At 67.2% G+C, this 12,516-nt stretch carries 13 protein-coding genes; 7 read left to right on the forward strand and 6 right to left on the reverse strand.

What is annotated here, in order from left to right:
• The 5 genes from F0Q34_RS22205 to F0Q34_RS20860 all read right to left on the reverse strand — a co-directional run.
• On the reverse strand, nt 1-184 hold a 184-nt coding region (locus tag F0Q34_RS22205; protein WP_241665608.1), incomplete at its 3' end, for a methyltransferase domain-containing protein.
• A 58-nt stretch (nt 185-242) separates the two neighbouring features.
• The gene (locus F0Q34_RS22690; protein WP_370751309.1) at nt 243-482 is read right to left on the reverse strand and encodes an excalibur calcium-binding domain-containing protein; all 240 of its coding nucleotides are present in this window, start codon (nt 480-482) and stop codon (nt 243-245) included.
• An 88-nt stretch (nt 483-570) separates the two neighbouring features.
• Complete coding sequence (locus F0Q34_RS21955) at nt 571-744, reverse strand: hypothetical protein (protein WP_161600979.1); 174 nt, start codon at nt 742-744, stop codon at nt 571-573.
• Between the two features lie 410 nt (nt 745-1,154).
• On the reverse strand, nt 1,155-2,045 hold the full coding sequence (locus tag F0Q34_RS20855; RefSeq protein WP_149814305.1) for a PhzF family phenazine biosynthesis protein: 891 nt from the start codon (nt 2,043-2,045) through the stop codon (nt 1,155-1,157).
• A 2-nt stretch (nt 2,046-2,047) separates the two neighbouring features.
• Entirely contained in the window at nt 2,048-2,212 is a 165-nt protein-coding gene (locus tag F0Q34_RS20860) for a DUF1127 domain-containing protein (protein WP_161600980.1), read from the reverse strand.
• A gap of 133 nt (nt 2,213-2,345) precedes the next feature.
• Here F0Q34_RS20860 and F0Q34_RS20865 point away from each other — a divergent pair, with 133 nt between their 5' ends.
• From F0Q34_RS20865 to F0Q34_RS20880, 4 genes are all read left to right on the forward strand, one after another.
• Nucleotides 2,346-3,707: an aminotransferase-like domain-containing protein gene (locus F0Q34_RS20865; protein WP_149814307.1), complete on the forward strand. Its 1,362-nt coding sequence runs from the start codon at nt 2,346-2,348 to the stop codon at nt 3,705-3,707.
• 454 nt (nt 3,708-4,161) lie between these two features.
• Nucleotides 4,162-4,992: an IclR family transcriptional regulator gene (locus F0Q34_RS20870; protein WP_149814308.1), complete on the forward strand. Its 831-nt coding sequence runs from the start codon at nt 4,162-4,164 to the stop codon at nt 4,990-4,992.
• 129 nt (nt 4,993-5,121) lie between these two features.
• Nucleotides 5,122-5,421 carry a hypothetical protein gene (locus tag F0Q34_RS20875; RefSeq protein WP_149814309.1) on the forward strand — a complete coding sequence of 100 codons (300 nt, stop codon included), beginning with the start codon at nt 5,122-5,124 and terminating at the stop codon, nt 5,419-5,421.
• Nucleotides 5,422-5,474: 53 nt separating this feature from the next.
• Nucleotides 5,475-6,860: an amidase gene (locus F0Q34_RS20880; protein WP_149814310.1), complete on the forward strand. Its 1,386-nt coding sequence runs from the start codon at nt 5,475-5,477 to the stop codon at nt 6,858-6,860.
• A gap of 63 nt (nt 6,861-6,923) precedes the next feature.
• On the opposite strand, the gene F0Q34_RS20885 is transcribed toward F0Q34_RS20880, so the two are convergent.
• A complete protein-coding gene (locus F0Q34_RS20885) occupies nt 6,924-8,342 on the reverse strand; it encodes an ABC transporter substrate-binding protein (RefSeq protein ID WP_241665609.1) in 1,419 nt (472 codons plus the stop codon).
• Between F0Q34_RS20885 and F0Q34_RS22400 the strand changes: the two genes are divergently transcribed.
• The 3 genes from F0Q34_RS22400 to F0Q34_RS20900 all read left to right on the forward strand — a co-directional run bounded on the left by F0Q34_RS22400 (nt 8,337) and on the right by F0Q34_RS20900 (nt 11,803).
• The gene (locus tag F0Q34_RS22400; RefSeq protein WP_241665610.1) at nt 8,337-9,542 is read left to right on the forward strand and encodes an SDR family NAD(P)-dependent oxidoreductase; all 1,206 of its coding nucleotides are present in this window, start codon (nt 8,337-8,339) and stop codon (nt 9,540-9,542) included. The genes F0Q34_RS20885 and F0Q34_RS22400 overlap by 6 nt on opposite strands.
• 53 nt (nt 9,543-9,595) lie before the next feature.
• A protein-coding gene (locus F0Q34_RS20895) for an IS5 family transposase (RefSeq protein WP_302466763.1) occupies nt 9,596-10,377 on the forward strand; the annotation gives its coding sequence in 2 pieces (ribosomal slippage) (nt 9,596-9,937 and nt 9,940-10,377; 780 coding nt in all).
• A 49-nt stretch (nt 10,378-10,426) separates the two neighbouring features.
• Nucleotides 10,427-11,803 (forward strand): deoxyribodipyrimidine photo-lyase, encoded by a 1,377-nt coding sequence (locus F0Q34_RS20900; RefSeq protein ID WP_149814313.1) that lies wholly within the window; start codon nt 10,427-10,429, stop codon nt 11,801-11,803.
• The last annotated feature ends 713 nt before the right edge of the window (nt 11,804-12,516 follow it).

Consider the following 12,516-nt stretch of genomic DNA (forward strand, 5'->3'; position numbering starts at 1 on the left):
CGGCCACCACTTCGTGGCCGAGCGCGGCGAGCCAGGCCGCGTCGCGGCCGCTGCCGGCGCCGAGGTCGAGCAGGGCGAAAGGGGCTTCGGGCAGCAGGTCACGCCACCAAGCGTGCAGCGCCGCCGGCTGCACCGCCTTGTAGCACGGCACCAGGGTCGCAGCCTGCGCGTCATACCAGGACATCAGCCGCGTATCGCCACGGGCCGTGGCGCCTGCCAAGCCGGCGGAGAGAGGCGCAGTTCTAGCGGCAAAGGCTCTCGCAGGCCACGCCATCGCGATCGCCATCCAGCCGGCTCAGCCCGCATTGCTGCAGGTGAAAGCGTGCCTCGGCATAGCTCGACATCCCGCGGCAGTAGCGCTTGCCGCCGAAGCTGAAGGCGGCTGATCCGGAGATTGCCGAAGCCCGGGGCGTGGGCGCAGGCGCCGGCTGGCTGGACTGCCCTTGCCGGCGCCACTGCCAGGGCGGCACCCGCTCCGCCACCGGCAGCGCCCCCAGCCCGCGCTTGGCCTGCCGGGCTTCCTCCTCCAGGGCAGCGCGAGCCGAGGCGGACGCGGCCAGCCGCGAAGCTTTAGTTCCTACCCTTCTTGGCGGCCTGGTGGCTCGCCAGCACCGCGGCCAAGCCTGGCTTCTTGCGCAGGTTTGCCTTGCGCTCGACTTCGCGCGCCTCCTCCTCGGCCCGCCGGCGCGCGCTTTCAGCCTCTTGCTCGGCGCGCTGGCGTGCCGCCCCGGCCTCCTGGGCCAAGCGGCTGGCCTCAAGACGCGCTTCCCTGGCTCGCGTGACTTCCAGCCGTTCCGCCCGACGCGCGGCGATTATCGGGCTCGATGGGAGCGGGCGGGGGCAGAGCAGGAGGGCTTCTTAATCTCTCTAATAGGGGGGGCCAACCGCCGAACACGGTAGAGTTTGGCCGAGAGCGGTACGGCTGCTTTCGGGCTGTAGCGAGAGGAGACGGATATTCAGGTGGGAGACCTGGTTTGGCTCGCCGCTCGCCGGCCCGGTCCGCGGGCCCCGACGACGCTGTCAACAGCGTCCAAGCCGGCGCGACCCGATAGCTCTCCGGCTGACGCACGGCCTCCCGAATCAGGTCGACAGACACGTACGCAGCCCGGCTTCCAATGTAGTGCGTCAGCGTAGCCCGGCCGCTCGGATGCGCCCTACAGCCGCAGGCGCCCTTGCATCACCGGCACGCAGCCGCCGGCCACGCCTGCGGCGACGCCCTTGCCATCCCGCCAGGCCGTTGCTTGCAGCAGGCTGGGGCGGCCCATCTCGACGCCCTGGTGCACGGTCAGGGCAATCCGTGCCTCACCAGACAGGTCCAGCAGCAGCGCCGTGGCGGCGGCCGTGGCGCTGCCGGTGGCAGGATCCTCGTAGAGGCTGCGGGTAAACATCCGCGCCCGCAGCGTGTCGCCGGACACGCGCACATAGGCGTAGATGGAGGACGCGCCGTCGCGCGGCAGCACGGCATCCCAGGCCACGGGGTTGGGCTTGATGCGCCCCAGCGCTTCCAGTCCCGAGAGTTCCACCACCACGAAGGGCGCGCCCACCGAGGTGACCTGCGGCCGGTGCGCCGCGGTGACGACATCCTCCGCCCCCAGCGACAGGCAGGCCGCTAGGCCGGCGGGGTCCAACATGGCGAGGCGCGACAGGGGCAGGGGCGCGCGTAGCTCGGCCTCCAGCACCGCGCCGCCTTCCACCCGCACGGTAACTGGCACCAGCCCCGCGGCTTCCTCAAACAGGAAGGGCTGCGGCAGCGCCTCGCCCCGTGCCAGCCTTTCCCAGGCCAGCACGGTCGCGGTGCCGATATTCGGGTGCCCGGCGAAGGGCATTTCCTTGGTCGGCGTGAAGATGCGTACCCGTGCCGTATGCGCGGGATCGGCAGGCGGCAGGACAAAGGTGGTTTCGGAGAAGTTGAACTCGCGCGCGACGGCCTGCATCTCGGCGTCGCTCAGCCCCTCCGCCTCCGGCAGCACCGCCAGGGGATTTCCCCCGAACCGCTGCGCCGTGAACACGTCCAGGGTGACGTAGCGATAGGACCGATCCGTCATGCTCAACCCTCCCAGAAGGGCCGCGCGGCCTCGCGCGCGGCATCCATTTCCATGACGCCGATGTCGCGCAGCCGCTCGGATGGCAGGTCGCGGAGCGCGGTACGGCTTGAGGCCCGACGATGCCACAGCGCCAGCAGCTCCAGGATGCGCCGCAGCGGCTGTGCCACTGCGCCGTCCATCCGCCTGAACCCAAAAATTGCTCCGACCTGCACAAGATTGCTCCAAATTGCTCTCCCGTGTTGATTGCCATGCGCCGTAATTGCTCTTCAACACTGCAATTGTTCCGAGTACAATATTCCCATGACTGACTTCCGCATCCTGGCCGACACGCTGGCCCGTAGCTTGGCCGAGGACGTCGCCGCCGGGCGGCGCAGGCTGGGCGACCGGCTTCCCCCCAGCCGCGACTACGCACATCGCCAGGGCATCGCGCCCTCCACCGCCAGCCGGGTTTATGCGGAGCTGGTGCGGCGCGGCGTGGCGGTGGGGGAGGTCGGGCGCGGCACCTTCCTGCGCGCGGCCCAGGGCCTTCCGCCTGTTCCGGCCGCCGAGGCCACGCCCAGCGGCATCGTTGACCTGGAACTGAATTTCTGCGTGCTGCCGGACCAGGGCACCCTGCTGGCCCCGGCCCTGGCGCGCTTGGCAACGCCGGACGCGCTGCAGCCCCTGCTGTCCCGCGCCAGCGTGGTGGGCGATGCCGCGGCGCGCGAAACCACCGCGCGCCTGATGGCGCGGGGCGGCTGGATGCCGGAACCGGACAGCCTGCTCTTCGCCGGACGCGGGCAGCAGGCACTGTCCGCCTGCTTTACGGCGCTGATCGCGCCGGGGGAGCGGCTCGGCCTGGAAGCCATGACCTACTCGCTGGGCAAGGGCATCGCCGCGCGCCTGGGGCTGCAGACCGTTCCGCTGGCCATGGACGAGCAGGGTGTCCGGCCCGATGCCATCGCCGCGGCCCATGCGGCGCATCCCTTGAGGCTGCTCTACCTGCAGCCGGAACTGCACAACCCGCTCGGCACCACCATGCCGCCCACGCGGCGGCAGGAGGTGGCGGCGCTGTGCCGTGTGCTGGGCATTATTGCGGTTGAGGACTCCGTGTATGGCTTCCTGTCCGCGGACGCGGCGCCGCCGCTGGCGGCCCATGCGCCGGAGCAGGTGGTGCTGGTGGACAGCCTGTCCAAGCGCGTGGCGCCGGGTATGACGCTCGGCTTCCTCTCGGCCCCGCCCGCATTGCGCCAACGGCTGGCCGCGGCGCTCCGGCTTGGTGGCTGGGCTGCGCAGGGCTTCGCACTGGCGGCCAGCGTGGGCTGGATGCAGGATGGCAGCGTCGATGCCCTGGTGCTGCGGAAGCGGCAGGACGCGCAGCGGCGCAACGCCCTGGCGCGGCAGGTGCTGGGCGGCGGCGGCCTGACGCTGCGCGGTGACCCCCGCGCGTATCATCTCTGGCTGGAGCTGCCCGATCCCTGGCGGGCGGAAATATTCGTGGCGGCGGCGGCGCGGCACCGCATCGCGGTCTCGCCGGCGGCGGAATTCGCGGCCGGCCCGGGCCATGCGCCGGATGCCGTGCGCCTGGCCCTGGCCGCCCCGACAGAAGCCGCGTTGCGCCCGGCGCTGGAGACGCTGCTGGACCTCGCCCTGACCGGGCCAGACGCTGCGGCGGTCGGGTAGCCCGGGCCATCACAATGCCCAGCACCGGCCCGTCCGGCATTCCTTGTCCGGCCCAACCGAACTAACGGTGGCCACCCTTCTCAGTCTGCTAGGGCGAGGTGCGCTTCGTCTGCTTTCTGGAGGGTCGGGTGCACGCTGCCTACGACCGGTATGGGCGATCCAATCCCGATCCGCTTCCCTTCCGGCAACTGCGCCAGCAAGCCCAGCATGATCTGGCCATAACTGTGCCGGTGAAGCGAGGCTGACCGGACCAGACATGCGGGTCCGGCGACCTTCATCACCGAGCTGTTCCAGCCCAGCACGTGATTTAGCTGCCGTCGCAGCTATTCACGACCACCAACATCGTTGAAACGGGACTCAACAAGTATGCTGGTATCTTTCCTCTTACTTGCTTTAGATTTTGAGCGATGCAGCGCTGCGAGATTCAAACCTGACAAAATCGACAGGCTGAGAGATGGCTGGAACAGACAACCTAGTTTATGCACCTGGCGATTCAGATGACGGCGCGGTCGCTGCCAGCGTTGTCTCGCGTGTAGCCGATATTCTACGGGCCTTTGCAGAAGGGGGGGACAGCGTCTCCATCAAGGATCTCTCGAAGCAACTCGCACTTGCTCCAAGCACGTTGCATCGACTGCTGGACCAACTCGTCACTGCAGGGCTGATCGAGCGGTCAGCTAGACGGCGCTACCGTGTCAGCGGAGAGTTCAGCCGGATCGGGGCTCTCGCGGCACGCAAGGCCGGCGTGCTCCGCCTCGCGCGGCCCGTTGTCCAGGAAGTGGCGCGCGAAACGACTGAGACGTGCATGCTCGGCATGCTCCTGCCCCAAACCCTGACCATGATGTTCGTGGAGAAGGCGCCCGCTTCAGCGCCAGTTCCCTATCAGATCCGCATGCATCACTCTCGCTCCCTTCTCTGGGGCGCGACCGGGCTGTGCCTGCTCGCTTGGCTCGGTCGGGAGGCTGTGGAGCGCGTCCTGCGGCGCGGCGAGCTTTCGCCGTTGGACGGCCGGGACCCACCAAGCAGTATAGAACTGGCAGAGCGCCTCGCCCGCATCCGCGCGCAAGGCTATGCACTGACACGGGGTGAGCAGACGCAGAATGCGGTTGGCATCGCAGCACCGGTTTTCGGCGCTGACCAGATGATCGTAGGCGATCTCTGCATCACCTTGCCTCAATCGCGTTTCTCCGAAGCCCATCAGGCTCGACTGGCCAGTCTCCTCATGCAGCGTGCGGCCGCGCTGTCTCGCCTGAACGGCTATCTTCCCGGTCACGCGCACCCAATCTAAGGCGGAATTCCGCAGAACGGAACTTCTCGCCAGTCCCGCGTTGATCGGGCGGGAGAGAGGGATCTAGCCTCGACAGCAGATCATTGGCCGCGCCCCAGACGAATGCCCTACAGGCGTCCAGCGCCGGCCATGTCGCCGGAGGAATCATGTCCGCTCTTCGACACTGCCGGCGTGACCTACGCCATCTCCATCATGGGCCACCACCCCGCCATCTGCATCTCTTGCGGGCTGGATGAATACGGCATGCCTTTTGGGTTGCAGGTAATCGGCCTTCGCAGCGCCAATAGCCTCATGCTCGATGCCGCCATGGCGCTGGAGAAGCTGTTCCGGGATCTGCCCGGCTTCGGCCGTCCCCTGCCGGATCTCACCCGGCTGGAGGCGGTGAGCCGGGAGGTGACCCTGCCCTGCCCCATGCCGGCCGCCCCATGACACGGCCAAAGGCCGCCACCTCTTATAAACCCCCTTCAGGAGGATAACCGCGCATGAACGCCTTCGGCCGCCCCGCGACGGCAAGCTTCATGGCCGCCACGGCCGCATTCCCGGACGGGAAGGACACGCCCCGCGCCTTTCTGGAGCGCCGCCTTGAAACCATCGCGGCGCGGGAGCCTGTGGTTCAGGCCTGGGTGGTCCTCAATGAGGAAGGCGCCCGCGAGGCCGCCGATGCGAGCGCAGCCCGCTGGAGAGCAGGGCGCCCTTTCTCGCCTATCGATGGCATGCCTATCGGCATCAAGGACCTGATTGCCACAAAGGACATGCCGACGCAGATGGGCTGCGCGGCCTATCGCGGCCATTTCCCGAAGCATGATGCGGCGCCGGTCCAGGCCCTGCGCGCGGCGGGCGCCATCATCCTTGGCAAGACGGTCACGACCGAGCTTGGCATGTCCGAGCCAGGTCCCACCACCAATCCTCTCAATCCCGGGCATACGCCGGGCGGTTCCTCTTCCGGCTCGGCGGCGGCAGTGGCGGCGGGCATGGTGCCGGCGGCCATCGGCACGCAGGTGGGCGGCTCCATCATCCGCCCCGCCAGCTATTGCGGCAATGTCGCGCTCAAGCCCACGCAAGGCGCCATCAACCGGGGCGAGCGGCAGGGGCTTTCACAGGCCACGGCGGGCGTGCATGCCAATGCGCCCGAGGACATGTGGCAGGTGGCCACCGAGATCGTGCGGCGCGTGGGCGGCGATCCCGGCATGCCCGGCCTGTTCGGCCCCCCGACAGTGCCGGCGGCCATCCGGCCCGCGCGGCTCATCGTCATGGAATCCGAAGGATACGCCATGCTCGATGACGGTTCCCTCGCCGCCTTTGAGGGCATCCTGCGGCAGTTGCGCGACGCGGGGGTAGAGATCCTGCGGCGGGGCGACCATCCGCTGATCGAGGCGTTCGAGCGCAGCATCGCCGATGCCAAGGCGATGACCAACGAGATCTGCGCCTTCGAGAATCTCAGCGCCATGCGGAGCCTCCTGGAACAATTCCCCGACGGTGTCAGCGAAAGGATGAAGCGCCGCCATGCCGTGGGGGAGGAGATGTCGCTGGAACAATACCGCGGCCGGCTCTTGCAGCGTGAAATGGCGCGCCACCACATGGCGGCCCTGGCGCCGCTGGCGGATGGGCTGATCGCGCCGGCCTCCCCCGGCCCCGCTCCCGCCTGGGCTGGCGATGTTCCCGGCCAGCCGCTCAACCCGCGGCCGACGGGCGACATCGCCTACAACGCGGCCACCTCGGCCCTGGGCGTGCCGGCCGTGACCGTGCCGCTGACCACCGTGCGGGGCCTGCCGATGGGCATCCAGCTTATCGGCCAGCAGCACATGGATGCCCGCGCCACCGGGCTGGCGCGCTGGCTTCTGGAGAATCTCCAGCCCGTGAGCGTCTGACGGCGCGGAAGGGGAGGGGCGGGCCAGCTGCGCCGCCCCTCCCGCCTGCCTTGGGTGGGAAGCCTATTCCGGGCGGATGCCCATCGCGACGGTGCGCTCGTCCATGCGCGGGTCGTGGCGCAGGCCACGGCGCATGGCCCAACTATTGGTCAATTGCACAAGCTGAATATAGGGCATCGTCTCGGCGTAGTAGGCCACCGCCTCGCGCAGCAAGGCCTCGCGCTTGCCGTCATCCAGCGTCGCGGCGGCGCGGGCTGTCATGGCGTCCAGCTTGGGGTCCGAATAGCGCCACATATTGGCGGCGCCCGTCAGCTTTGCCCGGTCATAAGTGCCGGTGATCGAGGTCAGGTAGTTGATGGCCTCGCCTGTAGAGCTGCCCCAGGCCGCCATTTGCAAGGGGAACTCCTGGCGTGTGCGGCGCGGCACGAAGGCGGCATAGGGCATGGCATCCACCGCCGTGCGCACGCCGATGCGCGTCCACATCTGCGCCACGGCCTGCGAGAGCCGCGCGTCATTCGGCCAGCGGTCGTTCGGCGTGGTGATGGTGACGCGGAAGCCTTCCGGATAGCCTGCTTCCGCCAGCAGGGCCTTCGCGGCCTCCGGGTCATAGGGCGTGGGCTGGACGGCGGGATTGTGGCCGAAGGCGCCTTCCGGCAGCCATTGCCCGGTGGGCATCGCGGCCCCCTGCATCACCCGCTCCGCCAGGGCATCGCGCTGGATGGCCATGGAGAGCGCCTTGCGCACGCGCAGGTCGTGGAAGGGGTTCTGCGGCAGGGGCCGCCCGGCATGGTCGGTGATCTGCGGATGCTCTCCGCCGATGGTATAGACCGGCGCCAGGAACATGGTGCGAAGGCTGGCGATCTCAGTGACGGTGAGCTTCGGGTCCTGCTTCAGGCGCGCCAGGTCGGTGAAGGGGATCTGGTCGATCAGGTCGACATCACCGGCGAGCAAGGCGGCGGTGCGGCCGCCATCATTCGGCAGGAAGCGGTATTCCACTTTTTCCCAGGGCTCTGCCCCACCCCAGTAGCCGTCGTTGCGCAGCAGCGTGACACTGGTACCGGCGCGGTATTCGCCCAGCCGGTAAGGCCCGGTGCCGATGACGGCCTTGCCGGAATTGTAGTCCTCCGTGCCGGCATTCGCGGCGGCATGCCGGGGGATGATGCTGACCGAGCCGAGATCGATGGGCAGTAGCGGGTGCGGCTGGCGGGTGTGCAGACGCAGGGTATGCGCATCCACCACCTCGACGCGCTCGATCGCGCGGAGGAAGGCGCCGAAGCCGCCGGGGCTGTTCGGGACATGCGGCGCGCGCTCGAAGCTGAACACCACGTCATCGGCGGTGAAAGCCTTGCCGTCATGCCAGGAGACGCCCTTGCGCAGACGAAACTCCCATTCCGTGGGGGAGATCTGCGACCACGCCTCCGCCAGCGCGGGCTGCGGCCGGGCCAGGGCGTCGCGCTCCACCAGCCGGTCGAACAGGTGCATCGTCAGGGCGTTGTTTGGCCCGTTATTGTGGAAATGCGGGTCCAGCGATGTGGCCGGTGCGCCGAGGCCGATGCGCAGGACCTGTGCCCCGGCTGGGCCAGCGGCCGCCATCGCCAGAAGGAAAGAAGCCGTCAGCCAAGCCAAATTTCGGCGCATGTGCCGGTGTCGAACCTTCACAGCAATATTCCTCCCTTTGCGGCGCTGTCGCGTAGCCTTGCGTGGCCGTTGGCCAGCCCCTTTTCATGCGGCCCATCAGGGGCTGGCATGGTCCGCGAAACGGTGGCGCGCCTCGGCATCACGGCACAAGGCGCAAATTCCTCTCAGCGGAATATGCGGCCCGATGCAGGGCCTCCGCCGCTTGACGGCCGCGACCCGGCTGATGGCAGATCTTCCGCAGCATCGGTCCAGAACAAAGTGCGGCCCGTTCAGCAGCCGCCCTTGACGCAGGAGAAAGCTTGGATGGCCGTGGAACGCAAAGTCGCTCTCATTACCGGATCCGGCCGCAATATCGGCCGTGCCGTGGCGCTCGGCCTCGCGGAGGACGGGTTCGACATCGTGGTGAACGGCTCCTCCGACCGAGAGGCCTGCGAGAATGTGGCGGGGGAAGTGCGAGCGCTTGGTCGGTGTGCGCTGGTCACCATGGGCGATGTTGGCGAAGCCGGCGAATGCGCGCGGATCGTGGAGGAGGCGACCGGCCATTTCGGGAGCATCGACGTGATGGTGAACAACGCCGCTATCCGCCCAGCCATCCCCTTCCTGGAGACGGATGAGGAAACCTGGCGCCGGGTGATGGCTGTCGACATGGATGCGGCGCGCTGGTTCACCCGCGCCTGCCTGCCAGGAATGCTGGAACGTGGCTGGGGGCGCATCATCAACTTCACCGGCATGAACGCCATCCAGGGCTATCACGGCCATGCCGCCGTCTCTGTCGCCAAGCACGCCGTCTGGGGCCTGACCAAGGCGCTGGCGAAGGAGTTTGGCGGGCAGGGAATCACGGTGAATGCCATCTCCCCCGGCCCTATCGCCAAGGACGGGCAGGATCCGGCCGGCGCGCCGCAAGACCCGGTGGTTGTGCGCATTCCTACTGGTAGGCGCGGGACTCCAGTGGAGGTTGCCGTTCTGGCGCGCATGCTAGCTTCGGAAGGGGGCGGCTTCATTAATGGACAGATGCTGCAAGTGAATGGCGGCGTTGCAACCTAGGCTGACACCCTAATCAGCATATTGATTTAGATGTTCTCTTCTGATTCGCTCCGCTGTTTCCGGAGAGAAGGCCGCATGGCGGATCGGAGTGGTTGAGCGAGGAGGCCTGGGCGGTGATCGAGCCGCATCTGCCAAAGGCTCGTCCCGGTGCGCCTTGCGTAGACGATCGCCGGGTTATCAGCGGCATTCTGCATGTGCTCCGCTCCGGTTGCCGCTGGAGCGACTGCCCGCCCGAGTATGGCCCGGCTACCACCATCTACAATCGCTCCAACCGCTGGAGCGTGCAGGGTGTCTGGAACCGGCTCTTCGGGCGGCTGGCCGCGGCCGGAAACATCCCCGACGAGATCTCCATCGACAGCACTTATGTCAAAGCCCATCGCTCTGCGGCAGGCGCTAAAAAGGGGACGACACGGCGCAGGCGATCGGCCGCTCACGTGGCGGACGGACCAGCAAGATCCACGCTCTGGCCAATGCTCAAGGCCGACCGGTTGCCTTCATCCTGACGACAGGCAACGTCGCTGACATCAGCGTTGCAAACACTCTTCTCGATGACATCGCACCGCCACGCCGCCTACTCGCTGACAAGGCTTACGACGCTGACCATCTCCGTAAGCTGCTTGAAGCCCAGGGCACGGACGTTGTCATTCCCTCGACCCGCGCGCGTCGTCATCCATATCCGCTGAACCGCCGTGCTTATCGCGGCCGCAACGTCATCGAGCGCATGTTCTGCCGCATGAAGGACTGGGGGCGTATCGCAACCCGCTATGACCGCCTCGCCCGGAACTTCCTTTCCGCTGTCGCACTCGTCGCAACTGCTTGTTTCTGGCTGCCGTGATTGAGTCGTCACCCTAGCGGTTCTGCGATCTGGCACCACATCGGCCGGCATGATTCAGTCGACCCGCATCAAGACCATCAACCAGGCCCCGGAAGGCCAGAAGCCCGAATACGTCCTGTACTGGATGGGCCTGTCGCAGCGGACGCGCTGCAATCCCGCTCTCGAATACGCGATCGATGAGGCAAATGCGCGCGGCCTGCCCGTGCTGGTCTGCTACGGCATCGCCGAGGGCTTCCCGGAGGTGAATGCCCGTCACTGGAGCTTCCTCCTGGAAGGCATGGCGGAGGTCGGGCCAGCGCTGGAGAAGCGCGGCATCGGCTTTGTCGCTCGTCGCGCTCCGCCCGTGGAGACGGCGCTGCGCTATGCCGCGAAGGCGGCCCTGGTGGTCTGCGACCGCAGCGAACTGCGCCCAGCCCGGCAGTTCCAGGCTGATTTCGCCGCGCGCGCCCCCTGCCGCGTCGTGCAGGTGGAAGGAGACGTGGTGGTGCCGATCGAAACCGCCTCGCCCAAGCACGAAATTGCCGCCCGTACTTTCCGGCCAAAGATCAGCCGGCTGCTGCCTGATTACCTCGTGCCTCTGGAGGAGCGCGAGGTTCACCACCCTGCCCGCCCCCTGCCCGATGACAACACGCTGGACCTGAGCGACGTGCCGCGCCTGGTCGGCAGCCTGAAGACGGATCAAAGCGTTCGGCCGGTGCGGCGCTTCCGCGGCGGCGAGGCACAGGCCGAGGCCCGGTTGCAAGATTATCTGAAGGAGTCCTTCGACGGCTATGCCGAGAACCGCGGCCGTCCTGAAGCCGGGGCTGCCTCGCATATGAGCCCCTACCTGCATTTCGGCCAGATTTCCCCGGTGGCCATAGCCCTGGCGGTACGGGAGGCCGAGGCCGGGCAGGCGGAGGATCGGTCGGCCTACCTGGAAGAGTTGATCGTGCGGCGGGAGCTCGCCTGGAACCACCTGCACTACGAGCCGCGCTACGACGAGTATGCCGCCGTACCGGCCTGGGCGCGCAAGACGCTGGATGCGCACCGCTCCGATCCGCGGCCTTTTCTATACACGGCTGAGCAGTTCGAGCAGGGCCTGACCCATGACCGCTTCTGGAACGCCGCCATGACCGAAATGCGCGAAACCGGCTACATGCACAACCACATGCGCATGTACTGGGGCAAGAAGATCGTGGAATGGTCGGCCTCGCCGGAGGAAGCCTGGGGCACGGCGCTGCGCCTGAACAACCGCTACTTCATCGACGGGCGGGATGCGAACTCCTTCACCAATATCGGCTGGCTGTTCGGCCTGCATGACCGGCCCTGGGGTCCACGCCCGGTCTACGGCAATGTACGTTCCATGGGTCCGGCCACCCTGAAGAAGTTCGATGCCGGGGGATATGTGCGCGACGTGGAGCGCCTTGCCGAAGCGGAACGGAGCTGACATCGCGGCATCGTGCAGCCACCGGCCTGGAGTTGCCTGGCAGCGCTCTAGACGGTGGATGGGAATGCCCGTGTTGATACCAGTAGCATTACGGAACAGCACCGCTGCTCCGGAAGCACTGGCAGGGCATGGCAAGCTCCACCATGAGGGCGACGCGTGGGTCAGTCACATTCTAATCGGCACAGACCGGAACGGGCGACATGGTCATGGGCCCATTGAAGCTTGGTCTTACCCGCATTTCGAGCCTAGTCCGCTTGCAGGGTCTTCCCTGCTTGTCCACCAGGCGCTGCCGCTGAGCGGCTTTCTGTTGCGGAGTGGGGCAAGCCGCTTTCTGCAACCAAGCATCCGCATAGGCTTGGCCATGCATGCGCACCCGGCGCCTGTAGCGCGACTGGTAGCGCTTCTGATCGGTGGCAGAAAGCGAATGGAACGTGCAGCGCGGCGCTTCGGCCGCCACGGCCCGAGCCTCACTCACTGCGACAGGTGACAGGAACAGCGTGGCAGCAACAATCAGCACGTACATACACCCTGCCTCCACAGATCATCCAGCGGCGCGGACACTGCTTGCCTCGGCAGTTTGGTTCAGTCCTGGATGGGTGACAATCTGCTCATGACATACTGTGAAGGGCCAAGATCCTGTTGATTTTTGCTGAGATCTGACCCGGCGTTTTCATCGAGAAGTGACCCGGCCAGGAATATGTCCTGCGGTCTGT

This window comes from Teichococcus oryzae, assembly GCF_008386565.1.
Taxonomy (GTDB): Bacteria; Pseudomonadota; Alphaproteobacteria; order Acetobacterales; family Acetobacteraceae; genus Pseudoroseomonas; species Pseudoroseomonas oryzae.